Origin of the sequence: Burkholderia sp. E168m15 (genome assembly GCF_016586105.1) — a bacterium.
GTDB classification, from domain to species: domain Bacteria; phylum Pseudomonadota; class Gammaproteobacteria; order Burkholderiales; family Burkholderiaceae; genus Burkholderia; species Burkholderia orbicola.
The window spans coordinates 26,963-51,745 of sequence record NZ_BCPO01000083.1; the positions used below are offsets into that span (position 1 = coordinate 26,963).

Below are 24,783 nucleotides of genomic sequence, written 5' to 3' on the forward strand. Positions count from 1 at the left end.
CGCCAAACGGCCCATGCGTGACACTTCGCTACAGTTAGCGACGCCGAAAACGCCTACGCGGCCGCGTCCGCCCGCGGCTCGGCGACCGCCAGCCGCTGCAGCGCCGCCTGCACTTCCTCCGGCTCGAACGCGGCCAGCACGTCGGCCGTCGGCTTCTCGAGCGCCTTCAGGTGCGCGCGCAGGATCTCCTGCTTCACGACGAGCAACTGGCTCGGGTGCATCGAGAACTCGGTGAGCCCCATCCCGAGCAACAGGCGCGTGAGCGCCGGGTCGCCCGCCATCTCCCCGCACACCGACACCGACACGCCCGCGCGCTTCGCCTCGCGCAAGGTGTACGCGATCAGGTGCAGCACGGCCGGATGCAGCGGGTCGTACAGGTGCGCGACCGCGTTGTCGGCGCGATCGATCGCGAGCGTGTACTGGATCAGGTCGTTCGTGCCGATCGACAGGAAATCGAAGCGCTTCAGGAACAGCGGCAGCGCGATCGCCGCGGCCGGGATCTCGATCATCGCGCCGAGGCGCACGTTCGGATCGTATGCGAGCCCCGCGTCGTCGAGCTGCCGCTTCGCCTCGCGGATCAGGTCGAGCGTCTGGTCGATCTCCTGCGCGTGCGCGAGCATCGGGATCAGGATCTTCACCTGGCCGAACGCGGACGCGCGCAGGATCGCGCGCAACTGCGTGAGGAACATCTGCGGCTCGGACAGGCTCCAGCGGATCGCGCGCAGCCCGAGCGCCGGGTTCGGCGCCGTTTCGTAGCCTTCGTCGAGCGCCTCGAGCGGTTTGTCGGCGCCGACGTCGATCGTGCGGATCGTCACCGGCATGCCCTTCATCCACTCGACGGCCCGCTTGTACGCGGCGAACTGCTCCTCCTCTTCCGGCATCTCCTTCTCGTGCATGAACAGGAACTCGGAGCGGAACAGGCCGACGCCGACCGCGCCGGCCTCGACGGCCGCCTTCGCGTCGTCGGGCAGCTCGATGTTCGCGTACAGGTCGATCTTCGTGCCGCACAGCGTTTGCGTCGGCGAGAACTTCAGGCGCTGCAGCTTGCGTTGCTCCAGCAGCTTCTCGGACTGGCGGTACGAATATTCCTCGAGGACGATCGGCGCCGGATCGACGATCACGATGCCCTGGTCGCCGTCGACGATGATCAGGTCGTCCTGGCGGATCAGCGAACTCGCATGCTGCACGCCGACCGCGGCCGGAATGCCGAGGCTGCGCGCGACGATCGCCGTGTGCGACGTGCGTCCGCCGAGATCGGTGACGAACGCCTGGAACGACTGCGTCTTGAACTGCATCATGTCGGCCGGCGCGATGTCGTGCGCGACGACGATCATGTCGTTCGTGCCGTTCCTGGCCGCGCCGTCAAGCGCCTGCGACGCGGACGGCGCACCGGCGAGCGCCTTCAGCACGCGCTCGACCACCTGCTCGATGTCGGCCTTGCGCTCGCGCAGGTATTCGTCCTCGATGTCGTCGAAATGGCGCGTCAGCAGTTCGAGCTGCTCGGTCAGCGCCCATTCGACGTTGTAGCGGCGCGTGCGGATCAGGTCGATGGTTTCCTGCACGAGCATCTCGTCGCTCAGGATCATCGTGTGGACGTCGATGAATGCACCGACTTCGCTCGGGGTATCGTCGGTCAGGTCGGCGCGCAGCGCTTCGAGCTCGCGGCGCACGACGTCGAGCGCCGTGCGGAATCGCTCCACTTCGGCGTCGGTCCGGTTGGCCTCGATCAGGTAATGGGCGACGTCGAGCGCCGCCGGCGCGATCAGATACGCTCGCCCGATCGCGATACCTCGTGAGACGGGAATGCCATGCAGCGTGAAGGACACGCGCACCTCCTCTGTACAAGTAAAGCCGCGGCACACTGCTGCGATGCGCTTATGACCCCGGTTAGCGATTATAAATTCCGCGACTCCCTGCTGACTGCATGCAGCGCAGCATTGCGCATTCCGCATCAATGCTTCCGACGAAAAAAATGCCGCGACATCCGCGGCATTCTGACTGGAAACGGCAATGATTCCGCGTGGCGATCACTGGCCTTCGCCGAACTTGTCGGCGATCAGCTTCAGCAGCGCATCCATCGCTTCCCGCTCGTCGGGCCCTTCCGTCTCGATCGTCACGGTGCTGCCGATGCCGGCCGCCAGCATCATCACGCCCATGATGCTCTTCGCATTGATCTTGCGCCCGTTGCGTGTCATCCAGACTTCCGACTGGAAGTTGCCGGCCAGTTGCGTAAGCTTGGCCGATGCGCGCGCATGGAGCCCCAATTTATTGACGATGGTGGTTTCTTGTTGAAGCATGATTCTCGGTCGGGTCGGTCGAGGCCGCCGGCGACGGGCGTCGGCGGGTCAGTCTAAAACGGAGCGGTCAGTGCGATTCGGTGCGCGGCTGCGGTTCGGGCGGAATCGGCGCGCACTGGCCGCAGCCGGTCTCCGACGGCGGCGGCGGCGTGCCGGCCGACACCTCGTGGACACCCTTCGCGCCGCCGGACAGCGCCTTGTCGACCAGCTTGTCGAGCGGCACGGTGCGGTAGCAGACGGCCCGCACGAGCATCGGCAGGTTCACGCCGGCCAGCACGCGCACGTTGTCGAGCTTCGCGAGCTGGCCCGCGATGTTCGCGGGCGTCGCGCCGTACATGTCGGTCAGCACGACCACGCCGTTCTCTTCCTTGAGCCGCGCGAGTTCCGCGTGCGCGAAGGCCATCACCTGGGCCGGATCGCTGTCCGCCGTCACGTCGATGCAGCCGATGCGGGCGGGCACGCCGCCGTAGATGTGCGCGATGCAGTCCCGCAGCGCGGTGGCGAGCGGAGCGTGCGCGATGATCAGGATTCCGGCCATGTCAGATCGCTCCCGGCCGCCCCTGGCGGGCCGATACCCCGCGGCGGGGCAATGAGCGTAGCGAGTGTGGAGAACGTTTCATGTTCAGCCTTGCAACAGTGTCGGCCCGACCGCCGGGCCTTCGGTGCGCCGATCACGGCACCGGGCAAGCGGGCATTGTAGCAGGCCGGTCAAGCTGCTCCGGCGACGGGGGACCTGCGCGGCCGCCGCCGGGGTTGCGCGGGAAACGGGTCGGGCCTACGCGGCCGCGCGCTCCAGCGCGTCAATGAACATCGCGGCGACGTCGAAGCCCGTCTGCTCCATGATCTCGCGGAAGCACGTCGGGCTCGTGACGTTCACCTCGGTCAGCCAGTCGCCAATCGCGTCGAGCCCGACCAGCAGCAGCCCGCGCGACGCCAGCACGGGCCCGAGCGTGTCGGCGATCTCGCGGTCGCGGGTCGTCAGCGGCTGCGCGACGCCGAGCCCGCCCGCGGCGAGATTGCCGCGCACCTCGCTGCCCTGCGGAATCCGCGCGAGCGAATACGGCACCGGCTCGCCGCCGATCAGCAGGATGCGCTTGTCGCCGGCCTTGATCTCGGGAATGAACTTCTGCGCCATCACCGAGCGCGTGCCGTCGTGGCTCAGCATCTCGACGATCGAGCCGAGGTTCATGCCGTCCGGCTTCACGCGGAACACGCCCATCCCGCCCATTCCGTCTAGCGGCTTCAGGATCACGTCGCCATGCTCGGCGTGGAACGCGCGCAACCGTTTCGCGTCGCGCGTGACGAGCGTCGGTGCGACGAACTGCGGAAACTCGCCGATCGCGAGCTTCTCCGAATGGTCGCGGATCGACTGCGCCTTGTTGAACACGCGCGCACCCGCACGCTCGGCCAGCTCGAGCAGCCACGTCGACGTCACGTACTCCATGTCGAACGGCGGGTCCTTGCGCATCAGCACCGCGCCGAACGATTCGAGACGGCGCGCGTCGACCGGGCCCGCTTCGAACCAGATGTCGCGATGCAGGTCGTCCAGCTCGCCGACGAACGTGATGCGCCGCACGTCGGCCTCGACGGCCGAGCCCGTCCAGGCGAGATGGCGCGGCTCGCACGCGTACACCGCATGCCCGCGCCGGGCGGCCTCCGCCATCATCGCGTAGGTCGAATCCTTGTAGATCTTGAAATGCTCGAGCGGGTCGGCGATAAAAAGAATGTCCATGCGGGTCCTGTACGTAGCGAAGGTCCGTTACACCTGGATGGCTTCGGGATCGGTCTTTTCCAGTTCGATCGACGACGCGATCAGCGACAGCCGCGCGACGACGCCGTACATGTAGAAACGGTTCGGCGGCGCGGCGCCCGGCTTGGCGCCTGCATCCGGCAGCGCGGTGTGCTCGAAGCCGAGCGGCACGTAGTGCATGCCGGGCGCGTTCAGGTTCTGGTCGCGCTCGCGGCCGCCGTGCGTGCGGTAGAAGCCGCCGACCACGTAGCGGTCGATCATGTACACGACGGGCTCGGCCACTTCGTCGCCGACGCGCTCGAACGTGTAGACGCCTTCCTGCACGATCACGTCGCGCACCGCGAGGCCGGCTTTCGATTCGGCCATCTGCGCGCGCTCGGCCTTCGTCATGCGGCCGATCTCCGCCGCGTCGTGCACGGTCATCACGCCACGGCCCGCGGTGCCCGCGTCGGCCTTCACGACGACGTACGGCTTCTCGCTGATCCCGTATTCGCGATACTTGCGCGCGATCTTCTTCAGCACGCCGTCGATCGCGTCGGCGAGCGCCTGCTCGCCTTCATGCGCCTGCCAGTCGACGCCTTCCACGTGCGCGAAATACGGATTCACCATCCACGGATCGACGCCGACCATCTTCGCGAACTTCTTCGCGACGTCGTCGTAGCACGAGAAATGCGTCGACTTGCGGCGCACGGCCCAGCCCGCGTGCAGCGGCGGCAGCAGGTACTGCTCGTGCAGGTTCTCCAGCACGGCCGGAATGCCGGCCGACAGGTCGTTGTTCAGCAGGATCGAGCACGGATCGAAATTCTTCAGGCCGAGGCGGCGCTGCGAACGCTCGAGCGGCTCGAGCACGATCTTCTGGCCGTCGGCCAGCGTGATCGGCGTCATGTCGGTGATGCTCGGGTCGAGCGAGCCGAAGCGCACGTTCAGGCCGGCCTGGCGCATGATCGTCGCGAGGCGCGCGACGTTTTCCAGGTAGAACGCGTTGCGGGTCGGCAGCTCGGGAATCACGAGCAGATTCTTCGCGTCCGGGCAGATCTTCTCGATCGCGGCCATCGCGGCCTGCACGGCGAGCGGCAGCACTTCGGACGGCAGATTGTTGAACGCGCCGGGAAACAGGTTCGCGTCGACGGGCGCCAGCTTGAAGCCGGCATTGCGCAGGTCCACCGAACAATAGAACGGCGGGGTGTGTTCCTGCCATTCGAGCCTGAACCAGCGTTCGATCGCAGGCGTCGCGTCGAGGATCTTCTGCTCGAGTTCGAGCAGCGGACCGTTCAACGCGGTAACGAGGTGGGGAACCATGAATCACTCGCGAGCGGGAGAATGAAGATTGTAGAGCAATTGCCTTGCCCATTTGGGGATTGTTCCCGGCTTCGCAAGGATATCGAGGAACTTTTCGGCTATTGACCCGATAGAGTGAAGGGTTATCCGCTACGGCAGCGGGTGACAGGAGAAAAAAGCCCGCCGGGTAGGCGGGCCGAAGTCGCTGCGCTCATTCGGGGCGGGCGCCGTCGTCGCGGCGGCCCGCCGTTGATTCGTGTGACTTATTCCACGTGCTCGCCGTGCAGGATCACGTCGAGACCTTCGCGCTCTTCCTCTTCGGTCACGCGCAGGCCGATCGTCAGGTCGATCAGCTTCAGCAGCACGAAGCTCAGCACGCCGCTGTAGACCAGCGTGATCAGCACGCCCTTGGCCTGCAGCAGCAGGCTGCCGTCGAAGCCGCCGATGTCCTTGACCGCGAATACGCCCGTCAGCAGCGCGCCGAGAATCCCGCCGATGCCGTGCACGCCGAACGCGTCGAGCGAATCGTCGTAGCCGAGCTTGGACTTGAGCCAGGTAGCCGACCAGAAGCAGACGACGCCCGCCGCGATACCGATCACCAGTGCGCCCGCCACGCCGACGAAACCGGCGGCCGGCGTGATCGCCACGAGACCCGCGACCGCGCCCGACACGATGCCGAGCACCGACGGCTTGCCCTTCGCGATCCACTCGGCAAACATCCAGCCGAGCGCCGCGCAGGCGGTCGCCACTTGCGTGGTCAGCATCGCGAAGCCAGCACGGCCGTCGGCCGCGACCGCGGAGCCCGCGTTGAAGCCGAACCAGCCGACCCACAGCATCGAGCCACCGATCATCGTCAGCACCAGGTTGTGCGGCGCCATCGATTCACGGCCGTAGCCGACGCGCTTGCCGAGCACGAGGCACGACACGAGGCCCGCGATACCGGCGTTGATGTGCACCACCGTGCCGCCCGCGAAGTCGAGCACGCCGTCGGCCGACAGCCAGCCGGTCGGCTCCCACACCATGTGCGCGATCGGCACATAGACGATCAGCGACCAGAGCGTCATGAACACGAGCATCGCCGAGAACTTCATCCGGTCGGCGAACGCGCCGCAGATCAGAGCCGGCGTGATGATCGCGAACGTCATCTGGTAGACGAAGTAGACCGATTCCGGAATCGTCGACGCGAGATGGCTGACGGTCAGCGTCGTCGCCTTGTCGCCCTTGATGTAGTTCATGCCGTGCAGGAACGCACGCGACAGGCCGCCGATGAAGCCGTTGCCCGGCGTGAACGCGAGGCTGTAGCCGACCACCGTCCACAGCACCGTGATCACCGCGGTGATCGCGAAGCTCTGCATCACGGTCGCGAGCACGTTCTTCTTGCGGACCATGCCCGCGTAGAACAGCGCGAGGCCGGGGATCGTCATGAACAGCACGAGCGCGGTGGACGTCAGCATCCATGCCGTGTCGCCCGCGCTGATCTTCGACGAATCGACCGAGAACGGGGCGGTGGGCGCGGCCGGGGCGGCCGGCGCGGACGCGGCGGCGGCAGCCGATGCGTCGGCCGTGCCCGAAGCCGGTGCGGCAGCGGCGGATGCGTCGGCGGCCGGCGCCGATGCGGCCGGTGCAGCGGCAGCCGACGCGTCGGAAGCGGTGGCGGCGGGCGCGGAAGCTGCCGCGGCGGACGCCGCGTCGTCGGCGAGCGCGGAGCCGACGCCGGTCGCGATCAGCGAACCGGCCATCAGCAGGGACATCAGAAGTTTTCGCATCTTGGGTTTCCTCTTGTCGCTTGTCTTGTCTGTTCTGTTACAGCGCGTCCGCGCCTGTCTCCCCGGTGCGAATCCGGATCACCTGTTCGATCGGCGTGACGAAGATCTTGCCGTCGCCGATCTTGCCGGTGCGCGCGGCCCGCTCGATCGCTTCCACCGCCTGGTCGACGAGATCGTCGGACACGGCCGCCTCGATCTTCATCTTCGGCAGGAAATCGACCACGTATTCGGCGCCGCGGTACAGCTCGGTGTGCCCCTTCTGGCGCCCGAACCCTTTCACCTCCGTCACCGTGATGCCGGAGACGCCAAGCGCCGACAGCGCCTCGCGCGTCTCATCGAGCTTGAACGGCTTGATGATTGCGGTAATGAGTTTCATGAAGTCCTCTCGCTGGGTTGTCCCGTCGAATGAGTTGGAATGTTGTAACGGACTCTTCTCAGCAACTCGCATGCCATGTTGGCCCGAACACCGTCTCGAACGGCTCCGGAACGGGGTCGCATCCCGCGATGTAAGGCGCAAAAGCCCGGCCGAATGGCCAACATGGCCCGGTTTGCTGGCGCGGCGAAAGGATCGTTGCTAGAGTGCACGCACGTCCCGGATCGCCGGGCCATTCACCCATGCGGGCGCCATGCCCGGAATTCGCGCCCCGCGCGCACCATTTCCGGTCATGCGTGCATCATGGGCACGTACGCAACTGAAGATGCACATTTTTTGTGCAAGGAAGGGGAATCACATGAAGCAACCCAGCGACGTTTTCAACGATCTGCAGTCGCGCGTCAGCGATTTGCTGAAAAACTCGCCGGCCAAGGACGTCGAGCGCAACGTGAAGGCCATGCTGTCGCAAGGCTTCTCGAAGCTCGATCTCGTCACGCGCGAGGAATTCGACACCCAGGCGCAGGTGCTCGCCCGCACCCGCGTGCGCCTCGAGGAACTCGAAAAGCGCGTCGCCGAACTCGAGCAGAAGCTCGCGGCCCCGCAGGCCTGACGCTCTACCCGGGTGCGGGCCGCGTCGTGCGGCCCGCACCCGCCACCTTCCGCCACGCTTCGTCGTCCGTCGTTCTTCGCTGCACCCCGCTCTTCGCTGCACCCCCGCTCTTCGCTGCACCCCCGCTCTTCGCAGTCCATCGCTCTTCGCAGTTCGTCGTTCCGCAACACCTCGTTCTTTCCCCGCGCCACGCCGGCAAGCGCGCACCCGATTCCTCCGATTCCCGCGGCATGCGGCCCCCAACGGCCGTCGTCCGCCTGCTTTTACAGGAGCCTCGCCATGTCGCTCGCCGTGGTGCGCAGTCGCGCGCCCGCCTCCGGCCGCGCGCCGGACGTCACCGTCGAAGTCCATCTCGCCAACGGGTTGCCGTCGTTCTCGATCGTCGGCCTGCCCGATCTCGAAGTCCGCGAAAGCCGCGAGCGCGTGCGTGCCGCGCTGCAGAACTGCGGGTTCGAATTCCCGGTGCGCCGCATCACCGTCAATCTCGCGCCGGCCGATCTGCCAAAGGAATCGGGCCGCTTCGATTTGCCGATCGCGCTCGGCATCCTCGCCGCGAACGGCCAGATCCCGGCCGACGCGCTGGCCGGCCGCGAATTCGCCGGTGAGCTGTCGCTGACGGGCGCACTGCGGCCGATGCGCGGCGCGTTCGCGATGGCGTGCGGCGCCGCGCGGGACCGGCGTGCGGAGGAATCCGGCGCGGGCCTCGCCGGCGGCCCGGGCCTGGATGCCGGCGAGACGCGCGCTTGCACCGTGACGTCGCGCTCGCCCGAGTTGTACCTGCCGCTCGACAGCGCCGCCGAGGCCGCGCTCGTGCCGGGCGTGACCGTATTCGGTGCACGCGACCTGCCCGCGCTGTGCGCGCACCTCGCCGATGCGCCGGACGGGCGGCTCGCGCCGGTCGCGGCGCCCTGCCTCGACGGCCTGCCGGCACCCGCCGCGCCCGACCTCGCGGACGTCGTCGGCCAGCGCGGCGCCCGGCGCGCGCTGGAAGTGGCGGCTGCGGGCGGCCATCACATGCTGATGGTCGGCCCGCCCGGCGCCGGCAAGTCCATGCTGGCCGCGCGCCTCGCCGGGCTGCTGCCGCCGCTGACCGACGACGAGGCGCTGACCTCGGCCGCGCTGCTGTCCGCGAGCCGGCTCGGCTTCTCGCCCGCGCAGTGGCGCCGCCGGCCGTTCCGCGCGCCGCACCACTCGTCGAGCGCCGCCGCGCTGGTGGGCGGCCGCAATCCGCCGCAGCCGGGCGAAATCACGCTTGCGCACCTTGGCGTGCTGTTTCTCGACGAACTGCCGGAATTCGACCGGCACGTGCTGGAAATGCTGCGCGAGCCGCTGGAAGCCGGCCGCATCACGATCTCGCGCGCGGCCCAGCAGGCCGACTTCCCCGCCGCATGCCAGCTGATCGCCGCGATGAATCCGTGCCCGTGCGGCTGGCATGGCGATCCGTCCGGGCGCTGCCGCTGCTCGCCGGACGTGGCCGCCCGCTATCTGCGCAAGCTGTCGGGGCCGCTGCTCGATCGCATCGACATCCAGATCGATCTGCCCGCGCTGTCGCCGGCGGAACTCGCGACCCGCGCGACGGCGCCCGGCGAACCGAGCGCGTCGGTGGCCGCCCGGGTTGCGCAAGCGCGTGCGCTGCAGCTCGCTCGGCAGGGCAAGACGAATCACATGCTGAGCGGCCGCGAAACCGACGACCTGTGCCGGCCCACCGACGAAGGTGAGCGATTGCTGCGCGAGGCCGGCGAGCGCTTCGGGTGGTCGGCGCGCGCGTATTTCCGCGTGCTGAAAGTCGCGCGGACGATCGCCGACCTGGCCGGCGACCCGTTGCCGACGGCCGCGCAGATCGCCGAGGCGATCCGCTACCGGCGTGCGCTGACGGCGCTGTAAGCGCGCTGGGAGGACAAAATCAGGCTGTCAAGACTTGACTTATGCACAATTCCCCTAATCCGGCCCCGGATCGCGGCTCGCCGCGGCCTTTGCCGGACGGAATGCGTATCCCGTTGTTTTGATTGATTTTTCTCAAAGGGCGAATGGGCGACCAAACGAGCCGGAGGGCCGTCCGGCGCGGCTTTGCGGGAAATCCGTGCGACTTTTCAACAAAGTTATCCACATGCGCTGTGGATAGCCGAAAAACCCTCGCAAAATCCGGTGATTAGCGTCGAAAGCTGCGAATGAACTTTCAGTTGCCGTTGCCTGTCGGAGCGCCCTCGCCGGCCGTCGTCAATCGAGTTTGAACGAGCCGAAAAACTGGTCCAGCTGCTCCTGCGCGAGCGGCCCGTCGGCGATCACGACGGCCTGGTACGCGTGCCGGCCGCGCGCGGCAAGCCGCGCGACGATCGTCTTGCGCGCGCGATCGCCGCCGGCGGCGGCCCCCGCGATACGCAGTTCGAGCCCGTTCACCGCGCCGCCGGCGGCGAGCGGCACGGGCACCGCGGCCGTCTGCGGCGCGCCGTCGAGGTTGCGCGACAGCCCCGCGCGCAGGAAGTCGAGTGCCGTGCGGCGCGTGTCGTCGCGGTCGTCCGGCAGCGTCAGCGTGCCGACCGCGAACACCGCGCCGTCGACGTGCGCGGCCTGCATCCGCATCGGCATCGACGTGCCGCCGAGCGCCACCGGCTGCTCCTCGACGGTCGGCTTCGCCGGCAGGTCGATCGTGTAGCCGGCATCGTTGTGCAGCGTGCGCCAGTCGTACGACGGCGAGCACGCGGCCAGCGCAGCGCTCACGCAGGCCAGCGCGGCGAAGTGTCGCAGCGGGCGAAAAAGGGGGCGCAACGAATCGATGACTTCCTTCGGCATGGCGTGGATCGCGGCAGGCAAAGCGGCCATTATCCGCCGAACCTGAAAACCGGGATGCGAGGCCGCCGCCGGTGCACACGCCGCATTCGCGCTAAAATGAGCGCCGAATTTCGACGTCCTTTGCATCGATCCGCGTCATCGACTCCGAGAGCACCAGATGAACACCACGCCTCCCGCCCGCCGCAGTACCGGCCCCGTCCGCTATATCGTCGCGGCCGCCGTCGTCGCGGCGATCGCCGTCGCCGGCTTCTTCGCGTTCAACGGCAAGTCCAGCGTGCCGGACGCGACCTTCACGCTGCTGTCGGGCCAGAAGGTCTCGACCGCCGGCGACCTGAAAGGCAAGGTCTATCTGGTGAATTTCTGGGCGACCAGTTGCGCGACCTGCATGCAGGAAATGCCGCAGATGGTCGACACCTACAATCGCTTCAAGGGCCAGGGGCTGGAATTCGTCGCGGTCGCGATGAACTACGATCCGCCGATGTACGTCGCGAACTATGCGCAGACGCGCCAGTTGCCGTTCAAGGTCGCGCTCGACGACGGCAGCGTCGCGAAGCAGTTCGGCAACGTGCAACTCACGCCGACGACCTTCGTCGTCGACAAGGACGGCAAGATCCTGAAGCGCTACGTCGGCGCGCCGCAATTCGCGGAACTCGACGCGCTGCTCAAGAAGGCGCTCGACGGCAACGCGGCCTGAGCGCCGCCGAATCGGATTCGAAGGGGCGCGCACCGCACCGCCTCTTTCGGTAAAACAACGGACCGCATGACCGGGCACCCCGGTTCCGCGGTCCGTTTGCTTTTCAGCGCTCGGTGTCGCCTTTCGCCGACAGCCCGTAGCGCTTCATCTTCTCGTACAGCGTCGCCTTGCCGACATGCAGCCGGTCGGCCGTCGCGGCGACCGCGCCGCCCGTCTGGTTCAGCGCCTCGGCGATCACCGCGCGCTCGAACTGCTCGATGCGCTCCTTCAGCGTCTGGTCGTTGTCGGCGTCGTCGCCCGTACCCGTTTCCGGCGGCATGTCGGCCACGCCGAGCACGAAGCGGTCGGCCGCATTGCGCAGCTCGCGCACGTTGCCCGGCCAGTCGCGCTGCATCAGGCTCGCGCGCTGCCGGTCGGTCAGCACCGGCGCCGGCCGCCCGTAGCGCACGGCCGCATCGAGCATGAAGTGCTCGAACAGCGGCACGATGTCCTCGCGGCGCTCGGCGAGCGGCGGCAGCGCGATCGTCACGACGTTGAGCCGGTACAGCAGGTCGCGCCGGAACGTGCCGGCCGCGACCAGTTCGCTCATGTCGCCCTTCGCGGCCGCGACCACGCGGCAGTTCACGCGGATCGGCTGGTTCGAGCCGAGCCGTTCCAGCACACCGTCCTGCAGCACGCGCAACAGCTTCACCTGCAGCGCGAGCGGCATGCTTTCGATTTCGTCGAGGAACAGCGTGCCGCCGGACGCGTATTCGAGCTTGCCGACGCGCCGCTTCGCCGCACCGGTGAACGCCCCGGGCTCGTAGCCGAACATCTCCGACTCGAACATCGGCTCGGGCAGCGCGCCGCAATTGACCGCGATGAACGGCTTGTCGCGGCGCGGCGACAGCTCGTGCAGGCTGCGCGCGATCAGTTCCTTGCCGGCGCCCGTGTCGCCGTTGATCAGCACCGACGCGTCGGTGGGCGCGACGTTCGCGATCAGCTTGCGCACCTGCTCGATCGCAGGGCTGCGGCCGATGATGCGCGGCGCGACCACGTTCTGCCCGGCCAGCTCGCGCCGCAGCGCGTGGTTCTCGAGCACGAGCTCGCGGCGCTCGAGCGCGCGGCGCACCGTCTCGATCAGGCGCTCGGCCGCGAACGGCTTTTCGATGAAGTCGTACGCGCCGTCGCGCATCGCCTGGACGGCCATCGAGATGTCGCCGTGCCCGGTGACGAGAATCACCGGCACGTCGGGCACGCGCTCGCGGCACTGCGCGAGCACGTCGAGCCCGCTCGCGCCGGGCAGCCGGATGTCGCTGACGATCACGCCGGCGGTATCCGCGACGATCGCCTTCTCGGCCGCCTCGGCCGACTCGAAGCCGGCGACGTCGAAGCCCGCCAGTTGAAGGCTCTGCACGCTCGCCCGGCGCACGAGCGCATCGTCTTCGATATAGATCACTTGCAGCCGGTTGGCCATCTTGGTCACTTGCTCCTGACAGGCCGCGCGGCGCTGGTGCGTGCGGCTCTCGTTGATTCCGATCGTTCGTCGACCGGCCTGTTCACGCTAATGCGAGCCCGCCGGCTCGGACACGGAGTCCGGATGATGCGTGCGGGCGCGCCGCAGCGTCAAGACGAACAGCGCGCCGCCCGACGGTGCGTTGCGTGCGGTCAGCGCGCCGCCCGCGTCGCTCGCGATCGACGACGAGATCGCGAGGCCGAGCCCGAGCCCGCGCCCCATTTCCTTGGTCGTGAAGAACGGCTCGAACAGGCGCGGCAGCAGATCGGGCGCAATGCCGGAGCCGTTGTCGCGCACCTCGAGTGCGAGCGTCGCGGCCGACACCGCGATCGTCACCTCGATGGCCGGCGCCGCGACGCCGGCCACCGCGTCGAGCGCGTTGCCGAGCAGGTTGATCAGCACCTGTTCGAGGCGCAGGTCCTCGCAGCGCGCGACGAGTTCGGGATAGTCGCGCGCAAGGTCGAGCGGCGCGTCGTGCGCGGGCGACACGGTCGCGTCCTGCAGCGTCAGCGTGAGCGCGACGCCGCGCAGGCGCTCGCCGAGCAGCGACAGCACGCTGCGCAGCGCGCGCACGACGAGTGCCCGCTCGTTGCGCGGCTTCGCTCGGCCGACGAACAGCTTCAACTGGTTGGTGATCTTGCCCATCCGCTCGGTGAGCGCGGCGATCGCCTCGAGATTCTCGCGCGCGGCGGCCAGCTCACCGCGATCGAGCAGCACGCGCGTGTTGTCCGAGAAGCTGCGCAGCGCCGCGAGCGGCTGGTTCAGCTCATGCGTGATGCCGGCCGCCATCTGGCCGAGCGCGGCGAGCTTGCTCGCCTGAATCAGTTCGTCGTGCGCGGCGCGCAGCTCCTGCTCCGCGCGAATCCGGTCGCCGACCTCCTTCTGCAACTGCTCGTTCGCCTCGGACAAATCGGCCGTACGCTCCTCGACGCGCCGGTTCAGCTCCGCGTACGCCTGCTGCAGCAGCGCGCGGCCGCGGATCATCTCGCGCACGCGGGCGCGGCGCATCCGCCAGTAGAACGCCAGGAGCGCGACCGACACGAAGCCGAAACCAGTGACGATCGTCGCATTGCGCGCATCGGCATCGATCGGCGCGAGCGGCGCGAGCGTGACGAGCAGCCAGTCGGGCTCGCCGATCCGGCGCTTGCTGGCGAGGAAGCGCGGCGCGCGCCGGCCGGCGCCGAGGCGCACGATTTCCGCGTCGGCGCCGAGCGTCTGCTCGACGCGCAGCGGCAGCGGCGTGACCGGTTGCTGCGCGTACTGGCGCGTTTCGTAGATCGACGCGGCGACGGGCCCCGTGAGCGGGCGCAGCGTATGGTACTTCCACGCGGGCACCGACGACAGGAACACGACGCCGTGATCGTCCACGACGACGAGCGGCTCGGACGCGTCGGCGCCCTGGAACCATTCGAGATTGAGCTTCACGACGACGACGCCCGCGATCTTGCCGTCGCGCCACACGGGCTGCGAGATGTAGTAACCGGGATCGCGCGAGATCGTGCCGATCCCGAAGAAGCGGCCGACCTGGCCGTTCATCGCATCGAGGAAATACGGGCGGAAACGGTATTCGATCCCGACGAAGCTGTCGGGCGCGCGCCAGTTGCTGGCGGCGACGCACAGGCCGTCCGCGCCGATCACGTAGGTGACGGTCGCGTGCGCGTGTTCGTTGAGGTCTTCGAGATAGCGGTTGACGCGGGCGGTGTAGTCGCCGCGCTTCGGGTCGGCGAGCAGATCCTGCACGTACGGATGGCTGCCGAGCAGATAAGGCAGCGATTCGTAGCGGTCGAGCGTGCTCTTGAGCGCGCTGGTGGTGCGGTCGACCCGCACCGCGGCATTGCGCTGCAGCTCGGCGACGCCGCGCTGCCAGGTGATCGTCCACGTCAGCGCGCACGCCGCGACGAGCGCGGCGGCGAGCACGACGAGGATGAGCAGGCGGCGCGTCACGGTCGAGGCTTCCTGGCGATGCGGATCGCCTATTGTGTCATAGGCCTCCGCCTCGATGCCCCGGCCGCCGCGGGCCGCACGGCCGGCGGGGGGTGCCGCCGCCTGCTCCTTCATCGCGTCAGACGCCGGCCGTCGTCTCGGTCGGCGCGACTTCGCCGCCGCCCTTCAGCGCCTGGCGCAGCTTGTTGCGGTCGAGCTCCTTCTCCCACGCCGACACGACGACGGTGGCCACGCCGTTGCCGACGATGTTGGTCAGCGCACGGCATTCGCTCATGAAGCGGTCGATGCCGAGGATCAGCACCATGCCCGACAGCGGGATCGTCGGCACGACGGCCAGCGTTGCGGCCAGCGTGATGAAGCCCGCGCCGGTCACGCCGCTCGCGCCCTTCGACGTCAGCATCGCGACGGCCAGCAGCGTGAGCTGCTGCATCCACGTCAGCTCGATGTTGGTCGCCTGCGCGATGAACAGCACGGCCATCGTCATGTAGATGTTGGTGCCGTCGAGGTTGAACGAGTAGCCGGTCGGCACGACGAGGCCGACGACCGAACGCGAGCAGCCGGCCTTCTCGAGCTTTTCCATCAGCTGCGGCAGCGCGGCTTCCGACGAGCTCGTGCCGAGCACGATCAGCAGCTCTTCCTTGATGTACGACACGAAGCGGATGATCGAGAAGCCGGTGAAGCGCGCGATCGCGCCGAGCACGACCAGCACGAACACGACCGACGTCAGGTAGAACGTGCCGATCAGCTTGAGCAGCGGCACCAGCGAGCCGACGCCGTACTTGCCGATCGTGAACGCCATCGCGCCGAACGCGCCGATCGGGGCCAGCTTCGTGACGATGTGCACGATGCCGAACAGCACGCGCGTCAGGCCGTCGATGAAGTCGGTGACCACACGGCCGCGCTCGCCGAGGTGCGCGAGCACGCTGCCGAACAGCAGCGCGATCAGCAGGATCTGCAGGATTTCGCCCTGCGCGAACGCGTCGACCATCGTGTTCGGGATGATGTGCATCAGGAAGTCGACCGTCGACTGCCCGTGCGCCTTCGCCGCGTACGACGCGACGGCCTTGCCGTCGAGCGTCGCCGGATCGATGTTGAAGCCGACGCCCGGACGCAGCAGGTGCGTGGCCGCGAGGCCGAGCAGCAGCGCGAAGGTCGACACGATCTCGAAGTACAGCAGCGCCTTGCCGCCGACGCGGCCGACCTTCTTCATGTCCTCCATGCCGGCGATGCCGGTGACGACCGTACAGAAGATGATCGGGCCGATCACCATCTTGATCAGCTTGATGAACCCGTCGCCGAGCGGCTTCATGTCGGTGGCGATCGATGGGTAGAAGTGGCCGAGGATCACGCCGACGATGATGGCGAAAATCACCTGCACATAGAGCACTTTGTAGAAGGGTTTCTTCTTCACGATGGTTCCTGCTGAAGTAGATGAGCCGTGGAAACGGCGTCACGCGCGCAGGCGAATGTCTCAGGGGAAAGGCATTCACCCGCGCGGCTGCCGTGCCGCAACAAGCGATGCCTCAGGACATCCGGAGGGGGAGGAAGGCATTGGTCATCGGTTGTCTCCTTGCTTGCTGTAGTAGTTCGGCCGGGGGATGGCCGTGCGCTTTATATCGCAAGGTCGATGCCAGGTTTCCGGAACCCCTCAAGCCGTTGTTTTCATTGTATTTCCCATAATGCGGCAGGCAAGGAAATCCGGGATTCCGGATTTCCGGAAAATATCCGTCCAGCGATCCGGACGGATGCGTCGTTCATCAGAGGAATCAGTGCTGCACGGCCTCGCCGGCCAGCAGGCCGGTCTGCGCGTAGAACTCCTGCTGCGCGAACGCGTCGCGCTCGCGGCGTGCGCGCTCGCCACGATCCGCGAGCGAGCCGACCACGATCCCGACGAACGCGAGCGGCACCGACACGAGCGCCGGGTTGTCGAGGAACACCGCCGCGTGCGCGTGGTGCAGCACATCGACCCACACCGACCTCGACAACACCGTGAGCGCGACCGCCGACACGAGGCCGAGGCCGCCGCCGAGCACCGCGCCGCGCGTGGTCATCCCGCGCCAGAAGATCGACATCGCGAGCACCGGGAAATTGGCGCTCGCGGCCACCGCCGCGACGAGCCCGACCATGAACGCGACGTTCACGTGCTCGAACAGGATCGACAGCGCGATCGCGACGGCCGACAGCCCGATCGTCGCCGCGCGCGAGATGCGCATCTCGAGCCGTTCGTCGGGCTTGCCGCGCGCCCACATCTGCGCATACAGGTCGTGCGAGATCGTCGTCGCGCCGGCGAGCGTCAGGCCCGCGACCACCGCGAGGATCGTCGCGAACGTGACGGCCGCGATGAACCCGTAGAACCAGTTGCCGCCCACTGCCTGCGCGAGTTTCACCGCGACCATGTTCGAGCCGCCGAGCAGGTCGTGCGTCAGGTTGAACGTGCCGTTCGCGCCGAGCCGGAAGAATTCCGGATGCTGCGCGAGCAGCACGATCGCCGAGAAGCCGATCACGAAGGTCAGCAGGTAGAAGTAGCCGATGAAGCCCGTCGCGTAGAGCACCGACTTGCGCGCCTCCTTCGCGTTCGGCACCGTGAAGAAGCGCATCAGGATGTGCGGGAAGCCGGCCGTGCCGAACATCAGCGCGATGCCGAGCGACAGCGCGTTGGCCGGGTCGCGGATCAGCTTGCCGGGCCCCATGATCGACAGCGCGCCCGGATGCACGGCCACCGCGCGGCGGAACATCGCGTCGATGCTGAAGCCGAATTCGCCGAGCGCGAGCCACGCGAGCAGCGTCGCGCCGCACAACAGCAGCACGGCCTTGATCACCTGCACCCAGGTGGTCGCGGTCATCCCGCCGAAGAACACGTAGACGACCATCAGCACGCCGACGATCAGCTCGGCCGTGCCGTACGACAGCCCGAACAGCAACTGGATCAGCTTGCCCGCGCCGACCATCTGCACGACGAGGTACAGCACGACGATGGTCAGCGCGTTCGCCGAGGTCAGCAGCCGGATCGGCCGCTGCGCGAAACGGTACGCGACGACGTCGACGAACGTGAACTTGCCGAGGTTGCGCAGCGGTTCCGCGATCAGGAACATCACGAACGGCCAGCCGACCAGGAAGCCGATCGAGTAGATCAGCCCGTCGAAGCCGAACGTGAACACCATCCCGGACAGCCCGAGGAACGATGCGGCCGACATGTAGTCGCCCGCGATCGCGAGCCCGTTCTGCAGCCCGGTGATGCCGCCGCCGGCCGTGTAGAAGTCGCGCGTCGAGCGCGTGCGGCGCGCGGCCCAGCGCGTGAGCGCGAGCGTCGCGAACACGAACGCGAAGAACATCCCGATCGCGACCGGGTTCAGCTCGACCTTGTCGGGCATCGGGCCGGCGATGCCGGTGGCATGGGCGGTGGAGGAAACGAGAACGATCAGCGCGCCGAGCGCGCGCGAAATGCGTCGCATGCGGGCCTCCGTCACGAACGTTGCAGGATCGCGTCGACGCGGCGGTCGAACGCACGGTTCGCGCGCAGCACGTAGCACGCGGTCAGGCCGATCGCGATCAGGATGATCGCGACGCCCGCGGCGATCCCGACCGTCGTCGTCGCGCCGCGGTACAGCGGCGCGGCGAGCACGTGCGGCGCGAGCGCGACGAGCAGGATGAAGCCGTAGTACGTGGCGATCATCAACGCGGTGAGCGTGAAGCTGAAGCGGCGCCGGGCCCGCACGAGCTGCTGGTAGTCGCGGCGCGCCGTGACCGATTCGATGACGGAAAGCTCCATGGTGTCTCCATTTCCGGCTCATCATTGCGAGCGGTGTTTTGTGGAATGGTCGGCGCGCGTCGACTCACCGCCCGCGCCGCGGCGGAACAAGCGATCTACACGACGCGATCCGCCCGCAGCCGCGCGACGTCCTCCGCCGACATCCCGAGCCAGCCGCCGAGCACCGCAGCGGTATCGGCGCCGAGCACCGGCGGCGCACCGCGCACCGGCAGCCTCGCGCCGTCGAAGCGGTACGGCGGCGCGAGCACGTCGACCGCGCCCGCAGCCGGATGCGGCTGCCGCGTGACGAGCCCGGCGCGGGTGGCGCGTTCGGACGTCAGCGCTTCGTGCAATCCGAGCACTTCGCCGCATGGAATGCCCGCGTCGGCGAGCGCCGCCAGCAGCGTCGCGCGCGACCGCCGCGCGAGTTCGCGGCGAATCTCGGGCAGCAGGTCGGCACGATTCTGCGAGCGGCCGAGGTTGGTCTTGTAGCGTTCGTCGGCCGCGAGATCGGGCCGCTCGATCGCGTCGCAAAAGCGCGCGAACTGCGTGTTGTTGCCGACCGTGATCACGAGCGGGCCGTCGGCCGCGTCGAACACGCCGTACGGCACGATCGACGGATGCGCGTTGCCGTAGCGCGGCGGGTCCTCGCCCATCAGCAGCGCGTCGAGCCCGTAGTACGCGGTGATCATCAGCCCGCAATCGAACAGCGCCATCTCGATGCGCCGCCCGCGCCCGGTCGCATGGCGTTCGTACAGCGCGGCGAGGATCGCCTGCGCCGAATACATGCCGGTGAACAGGTCGACCGCCGCGACGCCGAACTTCAGCGGCGGCTGGCCGGCCTCGCCGTTCAGCGCCATCAACCCGGCCTCGCCCTGCACGACGAGGTCGTAGCCGGGCCGCGCGGCCTCGGCGCCCGACCGGTCGTAGCCCGAGATCGCGCAGTGCACGAGGCGCGGATTCAGTTCGGCCAGCGCGTCGTAGCCGAGCCCGAGTTTCTCCGCGCCGCCGCACTTGAAGTTGTGGATCAGCACGTCGGCCTGCGCCGCCAGCTCGCGCGCGATGCGCTGGCCGGCTTCCGTCTGCAGGTCGACGCAGATCGACCGCTTGCTGCGGTTCACGCTGTTGAAATAGGTGGTTTCGGTGTCGCCGATCCGCAATCCCCAGTCGCGCGTATCGTCGCCGCGCGCCGGATGCTCGACCTTGATCACTTCCGCACCGAAATCGGCAAGCACCATCGCACACCACGGGCCGGCGAGCACGCGCGAGAAATCGAGCACCTTCACGCCGGCCAGCGGCAGCGCGCACCGTTCGTTCGTCATCGTTGTCTCCTCCATTCGCGCCGTGCGCCCTTACTGTTTCGACAGCGCGATGTAGCGCGCGAGATGGTGATCCTCGTCGCCGAGCTGGTGATCGATCATCACGAGCCGCTTCGCGTAGTGCGACAGCGGCAGCTCCCACGTCATCCCGATCCCGCCGTGCAGCTGGATGCTTTCCTCGGCGACGAGCGTGCCGATCCGGCCGATGCTGTATTTCGCCGCCGCGAGCGCGCGCTCGCGCACCGCGCGCGGCGCATCGAGCTGCGCGGCCGCGTTGATCACGGCCGAGCGCGCCTGCTCGACCTCGAGCAGCAGGTCGGCCATCCGGTGCTGCAGCGCCTGGAAGCTGCCGATCGGCAACCCGAACTGCTTGCGCGTGCGCAGGTAGTCGAGCGTGTGCGCCTTCGCGACGTCCATCGCGCCGAGCGCTTCCGCCGACAGCGCGAGCAGCCCGTAGCCGAGCACGCGTTCGAGCAGCTCGGCGCCCGCTTCGCCGTCGAGCGCATCCGGCGCGCCGAGCGCGGCGTCGGCCGGCAATGCGACACGCTCGAAGCGCACTTCGGCCGCGCGGCCGCCGTCGATCTTCTTGTAATCGCGCAACGACACGCCCGGCGCATCGGCCGGCACGACGAACAGGCCGATGCCGGCCGCGTCGTCGTCGTTGCCGGACGCGCGCGCGCTGACGACGAAAAACGCCGCCTGCGCAGCCTGGTCGACGACGCCCTTCGCGCCGGTCAGCACCCAGCCGTCGCCCGAACGTTCGGCGCGCGTGCGCACCGTCGTCAGTTCGTAATGCGAGCCCGGTTCGTCGTGCGCGAACGCGGCGCTCGCGCTGCCGTCGATCAGCGCGGCGAGCCGGTCGCGATGCGCATCGCCACCGGCGAGCGCGAGCGCACGGCCCGCGAGCAGCGCGCCGAGGAACGGCTCGACGACGAGTCCGCGCCCGAGGCATTCGAACACCACGGCGATGTCGAAGCCCGCGCCGCCGAAGCCGCCGTCGGCTTCGGCGAACAGCGCGCCGACCGAGCCGAGTTCGGCGAAGCGCTGCCACATCGCGCGATCGAACCCTTCGGCCGACTGCGCGATGCGGTCGCGCACCGGGAACGCGTACTGTTCGGCGATGAAGCGGTTCAACGTGTCCGCCAGCATCCGGCGGTCTTCTGTGTGCTGGAAATCCATCGTCGCGTCCCTCGTTACAGCCCGAGCATCATCTTCGCGATGATGTTCTTCTGGATCTCGTTCGAGCCGCCGAAGATCGACAGCTTGCGGTTGTTGAAATACTGCTGCGCGGCGCTCGCGGCTTCTTCCGGGCCGACCGGTTCGCCGTCGTAATCGGCGTCGAGCGCGTCGTCGACGAACGGCTGCGCGTACGGCCCCATCGCGCGCCGCATCAGCGCGGTGATCTCCTGGCGGATCTGCGTGCCGCGAATCTTCAGCATCGAGCTTTCCGCGCCCGGCACGCCGCCGCCCGCGACCGCGGCCAGCACGCGCAGGTTGGTCGTGCGCATGTTTTCCAGTTCGATCTCGACGCGGGCGAGCCGCGCCGCGAAGAACGGATCGTCCGCGAGCGGCCGGCCGTTCTTCGTGACCTTCGCGGCGACCGCGCGCAGCCGGTCGAGGGCAGCGGTCGAGAAGCCGATCCCCGCGATGTTGGTGCGCTCGTACGTGAGCAGGTATTTCGCGTAGGTCCAGCCGCGGTTCTCTTCGCCGACCAGATTCTCGACCGGCACACGCACGTCGGTGAAGAACACCTCGTTCACCTCATGCTCGCCGTCGAGCGTGATGATCGGGCGCACTTCGACGCCCGGCGTATTCATGTCGATCAGCAGGAAGCTGATGCCCTCCTGCTTGCGCACGTCGGTCGCGGTGCGCACGAGACAGAAGATCATGTTCGCGTAGTGGCCCAGCGTGGTCCACGTCTTCTGGCCGTTCACGACGTAGTGAGCGCCCTGCGCATCCACACGCCGCACCGCGCTCGTCTTCACCGCCGCGAGATCGGAACCGGCGCCCGGCTCCGAATAACCCTGGCACCACCAGTCGGTGCCGTCGAGAATGCGCGGCAGCCAGTGACGCTTCTGCGCTTCGTTGCCGTACTTGATCAGCACCGGGCCGAGCATGTTCACGCCGAACGGCACGATGCGCGGCGCGCCGGCGAGCGCGCATTCGTTGTCGAACAGGAATTTCTGCGCGACGCTCCAGCCGGGGCCGCCGTATTCGCGCGGCCAGTGGCTCGCGAGCCAGCCGCGCGCATTGAGGATCGCGTGCCATTCGCGCATGTCGTCGCGCGTCAGGTGCAGGCCGCCCTTCACCTTGCGCGCGGTGCGCGCCGGCAGTTCGGCGGCGAGGAAGCGCTGCACTTCCGTGCGGAAGGCTTCCTCTTCGGGAGTGAAATTCAGGTCCATCTTCGGTCCGTGGCAAATGCGGTGGGTGCGGTGGGTGTTCAGTCGATGCGGTTCAGGCTCGCGAAATCCGCGCCGCGCGCGACGAGATCGACGAGCAGCGGCGACGGCTTCCAGAACAGCGGATCTTCCTTCGCGAACGCGCGGATATCGGCGAGCACGTTCGCGAGGCCGACCGTGTCCGCGTAGTGCATCGGGCCGCCGCGATAGCGCGGGAAGCCGTAGCCGTACAGGAACACCGCGTCGACGTCGAGCGGGCGCAGCGCGATCTTCTCGTGCACGACGTTCGCGCCTTCGTTGATCATCGCGGCGAGGTAGCGGCGCAGGATCTCGTCGTCGGAGAAGGTGCGCGGCGTGACGCCCTTCTTCGCGCGTTCTTCCGCGACGATCGCGTCGACTTCCGGGTCGGGCGTGCCGACGCGCGCGCCGTCCGGATACAGGTAGTAGCCGCGGCCGGTCTTCTGCCCGAACCAGCCGCGCTCGCACAGCCGGTCGGAAATCTCCACGTAGCGCGCGTTCGGATCGCGCGTCGCCGCGCGGCGCTTGCGGGTCGCCCAGCCGATGTCGCCGCCCGCGAGGTCGACCACCTGGAACGGGCCCATCGGGAAGCCGAACCCGCGCACCGCGCGATCGATCTGGTACGGCGACGCGCCGTCTTCCATCAGGTAGTCGGCCGCTGTCCGATAGACGGCGAGGACCCGGTTGCCGATGAAGCCGTCGCAGACGCCCGCGCGCACCGGCGTCTTCTTCAGCTGCTTGGCCAGCGCGAACGCGGTCGCGACGACGTCCGGGCTCACGCGCGCCGGCACGACGATCTCCAGCAGCTTCATCACGTTGGCCGGCGAGAAGAAATGCAGGCCGATCACGTCGGCCGGCCGGTCGATGCTGGCGGCAAGTACGTCGATGTCGAGATACGACGTATTGGTCGCGAGCACCGCGCCCGGCTTGCACACGCGCGCGAGTTCGGCGAACACGGCCTGCTTCACGGCCATGTCCTCGAATACGGCTTCGATCACGACATCGGCCTGCGCGAGCGCGTCGTACGACGTGCTGCCCTTGAAGCGCGCGAGACGCGCCGCGTGCGCGGCCGGCGTCATCCGCCCTTTCGCGACGAGGCCGTCGTACACCTTCTCGACGTGCGCCCGGCCGCGCGCGAGCGATGCTTCGTCGCGCTCGATCATCGTCACCGGCAGCCCGGCGTCGAGCGCCGCGACCGCGATGCCCGCGCCCATCGTGCCGCCGCCGACCACGCCGATCCGCTCGACCGGCCGCGCACTCGCGCGCCGCGCCTCGGGCGCCTTCGCCGCTTCGCGTTCCGCGAAGAACGCATGCACGAGGCCCGCGCGCTGCGGGCTGTCGAGGCATTGCAGGAACAGGCTGCGTTCGAACTTCATCCCGGCGTCGAACGACTGCGTGAGCGCGGCCTCGACCGCGTCGACGATCTTCGCCGGCGAGAACAGGCCCCGCGACTTCTTCGGCAATTCCGCACGCGCCGCGTCGATCGCGGCCTGCGCGGCCGCGCGGTCGGCCAGCCCCTGCGCGTCCCGCGTGCGGCGCACCGGCGCGCCGAGCGACACGAGTTCCTGCGCATAGGCGAGCCCTTCGGCGAGCGTGTCGTCGCTGTACGCGATGCGATCGACGAGGCCGAGCGCGAGCGCTTCCTCGGCGCTCGCATGGCGGCCCGTCAGCATCAGGTCGAGCGCGGCCTTCGCGCCGATCAGGCGCGGCGCGCGCTGCGTGCCGCCCGCGCCGGGCAGCAGGCCGAGCGTCACTTCGGGCAGCCCGAGCTTCGCGCCGGGCACCGCGAGCCGGTAATGCGCGGCCAGCGCGACTTCGAGGCCGCCGCCGAGCGTCGCGCCGTGCAGCGCGACCACGACCGGCTTGGTACCCGATTCGATCCGCTCGCACACGTCGGGCAGCGACGGCGGTACGGGCGGCTTGCCGAATTCGCGGATATCGGCGCCCGCGATGAAGTTGCGGCCGGCGCCGACGATCAGCACCGCGCGGATCGCGTCGTCGGCCTGCGCGGCGTCGATCGCATCGGCGAGGCCGCGCCGCACGTCGGCGGACAGCGCGTTGACGGGCGGATGGTCGATCGTGACGACGAGCACCTTGTCGCGCCGTTCGCGCGTGACCGTGCCGGTTGAGGGGATGGCGGGGGAATTCATGGCGTCTCCGGTCGAAGCTGTCGAGGCAGCAGGCATGCCCTGATTCTCGATTGATCGAGATTCATTGACAATTCCCGCACGCCTTTACAAGCTGTCAAATCTGACTTGACACTGAATGTTTTCGGACCGTGTCGGACCGCTTCGATCCGATT

At 68.3% G+C, this 24,783-nt stretch carries 20 protein-coding genes; 3 read left to right on the forward strand and 17 right to left on the reverse strand.

Annotated features, from left to right (window positions below; all coding sequences use genetic code 11):
- Positions 1–53: 53 nt before the first annotated feature.
- The 7 genes from ptsP to JMF86_RS14290 form a co-directional block, all read right to left on the reverse strand.
- The gene (gene ptsP, locus JMF86_RS14260) at positions 54–1,826 is read right to left on the reverse strand and encodes a phosphoenolpyruvate--protein phosphotransferase (protein ID WP_027807186.1); all 1,773 of its coding nucleotides are present in this window, start codon (positions 1,824–1,826) and stop codon (positions 54–56) included.
- Positions 1,827–2,027: 201 nt separating this feature from the next.
- Positions 2,028–2,297 carry an HPr family phosphocarrier protein gene (locus JMF86_RS14265; protein WP_006477716.1) on the reverse strand — a complete coding sequence of 90 codons (270 nt, stop codon included), beginning with the start codon at positions 2,295–2,297 and terminating at the stop codon, positions 2,028–2,030.
- Between the two features lie 67 nt (positions 2,298–2,364).
- Positions 2,365–2,835 (reverse strand): PTS sugar transporter subunit IIA, encoded by a 471-nt coding sequence (locus tag JMF86_RS14270; RefSeq protein ID WP_006477715.1) that lies wholly within the window; start codon positions 2,833–2,835, stop codon positions 2,365–2,367.
- A 237-nt stretch (positions 2,836–3,072) separates the two neighbouring features.
- Positions 3,073–4,029: a glutathione synthase gene (gshB, locus tag JMF86_RS14275; RefSeq protein WP_054928066.1), complete on the reverse strand. Its 957-nt coding sequence runs from the start codon at positions 4,027–4,029 to the stop codon at positions 3,073–3,075.
- Between the two features lie 27 nt (positions 4,030–4,056).
- The gene (gene gshA, locus JMF86_RS14280) at positions 4,057–5,346 is read right to left on the reverse strand and encodes a glutamate--cysteine ligase (RefSeq protein ID WP_006477713.1); all 1,290 of its coding nucleotides are present in this window, start codon (positions 5,344–5,346) and stop codon (positions 4,057–4,059) included.
- 242 nt (positions 5,347–5,588) lie between these two features.
- The gene (locus JMF86_RS14285) at positions 5,589–7,091 is read right to left on the reverse strand and encodes an ammonium transporter (protein ID WP_006477712.1); all 1,503 of its coding nucleotides are present in this window, start codon (positions 7,089–7,091) and stop codon (positions 5,589–5,591) included.
- 37 nt (positions 7,092–7,128) lie between these two features.
- On the reverse strand, positions 7,129–7,467 hold the full coding sequence (locus JMF86_RS14290) for a P-II family nitrogen regulator (protein ID WP_006398175.1): 339 nt from the start codon (positions 7,465–7,467) through the stop codon (positions 7,129–7,131).
- A gap of 355 nt (positions 7,468–7,822) precedes the next feature.
- Between JMF86_RS14290 and JMF86_RS14295 the strand changes: the two genes are divergently transcribed.
- Together JMF86_RS14295 and JMF86_RS14300 are read left to right on the forward strand one after the other, a co-directional pair.
- Entirely contained in the window at positions 7,823–8,074 is a 252-nt protein-coding gene (locus JMF86_RS14295) for an accessory factor UbiK family protein (protein ID WP_006489451.1), read from the forward strand.
- Positions 8,075–8,353: 279 nt separating this feature from the next.
- Positions 8,354–9,958 (forward strand): YifB family Mg chelatase-like AAA ATPase, encoded by a 1,605-nt coding sequence (locus JMF86_RS14300; protein ID WP_175809937.1) that lies wholly within the window; start codon positions 8,354–8,356, stop codon positions 9,956–9,958.
- A 333-nt stretch (positions 9,959–10,291) separates the two neighbouring features.
- Here the strand turns inward: JMF86_RS14300 and JMF86_RS14305 are convergent, their stop codons facing one another.
- Positions 10,292–10,864: a hypothetical protein gene (locus tag JMF86_RS14305; protein ID WP_054928080.1), complete on the reverse strand. Its 573-nt coding sequence runs from the start codon at positions 10,862–10,864 to the stop codon at positions 10,292–10,294.
- A 157-nt stretch (positions 10,865–11,021) separates the two neighbouring features.
- Between JMF86_RS14305 and JMF86_RS14310 the strand changes: the two genes are divergently transcribed.
- Positions 11,022–11,558, forward strand: coding sequence for a peroxiredoxin (locus tag JMF86_RS14310; protein ID WP_006490813.1), 537 nt, complete (start codon positions 11,022–11,024; stop codon positions 11,556–11,558).
- Positions 11,559–11,661: 103 nt separating this feature from the next.
- Here JMF86_RS14310 and JMF86_RS14315 read toward each other — a convergent pair whose 3' ends face one another.
- From JMF86_RS14315 to JMF86_RS14355, 9 genes are all read right to left on the reverse strand, one after another.
- Positions 11,662–13,014 carry a sigma-54 dependent transcriptional regulator gene (locus JMF86_RS14315; protein ID WP_175809959.1) on the reverse strand — a complete coding sequence of 451 codons (1,353 nt, stop codon included), beginning with the start codon at positions 13,012–13,014 and terminating at the stop codon, positions 11,662–11,664.
- 87 nt (positions 13,015–13,101) lie between these two features.
- Positions 13,102–15,111, reverse strand: a complete 2,010-nt coding sequence (locus JMF86_RS14320) for an ATP-binding protein (protein ID WP_006477706.1) — start codon at positions 15,109–15,111, stop codon at positions 13,102–13,104.
- Between the two features lie 4 nt (positions 15,112–15,115).
- Positions 15,116–16,408 (reverse strand): dicarboxylate/amino acid:cation symporter, encoded by a 1,293-nt coding sequence (locus JMF86_RS14325; RefSeq protein ID WP_006477705.1) that lies wholly within the window; start codon positions 16,406–16,408, stop codon positions 15,116–15,118.
- 355 nt (positions 16,409–16,763) lie between these two features.
- Complete coding sequence (locus tag JMF86_RS14330) at positions 16,764–18,449, reverse strand: cation acetate symporter (RefSeq protein ID WP_175809936.1); 1,686 nt, start codon at positions 18,447–18,449, stop codon at positions 16,764–16,766.
- 11 nt (positions 18,450–18,460) lie between these two features.
- Positions 18,461–18,766 carry a DUF485 domain-containing protein gene (locus tag JMF86_RS14335; RefSeq protein WP_006477703.1) on the reverse strand — a complete coding sequence of 102 codons (306 nt, stop codon included), beginning with the start codon at positions 18,764–18,766 and terminating at the stop codon, positions 18,461–18,463.
- Between the two features lie 95 nt (positions 18,767–18,861).
- A complete protein-coding gene (locus JMF86_RS14340) occupies positions 18,862–20,067 on the reverse strand; it encodes a CaiB/BaiF CoA-transferase family protein (RefSeq protein ID WP_201317021.1) in 1,206 nt (401 codons plus the stop codon).
- Positions 20,068–20,097: 30 nt separating this feature from the next.
- A complete protein-coding gene (locus JMF86_RS14345) occupies positions 20,098–21,243 on the reverse strand; it encodes an acyl-CoA dehydrogenase family protein (RefSeq protein ID WP_077180381.1) in 1,146 nt (381 codons plus the stop codon).
- 14 nt (positions 21,244–21,257) lie between these two features.
- The gene (locus tag JMF86_RS14350) at positions 21,258–22,466 is read right to left on the reverse strand and encodes an acyl-CoA dehydrogenase family protein (RefSeq protein ID WP_006477700.1); all 1,209 of its coding nucleotides are present in this window, start codon (positions 22,464–22,466) and stop codon (positions 21,258–21,260) included.
- Between the two features lie 38 nt (positions 22,467–22,504).
- Positions 22,505–24,631 carry a 3-hydroxyacyl-CoA dehydrogenase NAD-binding domain-containing protein gene (locus JMF86_RS14355; RefSeq protein ID WP_077180382.1) on the reverse strand — a complete coding sequence of 709 codons (2,127 nt, stop codon included), beginning with the start codon at positions 24,629–24,631 and terminating at the stop codon, positions 22,505–22,507.
- Positions 24,632–24,783 lie beyond the last annotated feature (152 nt).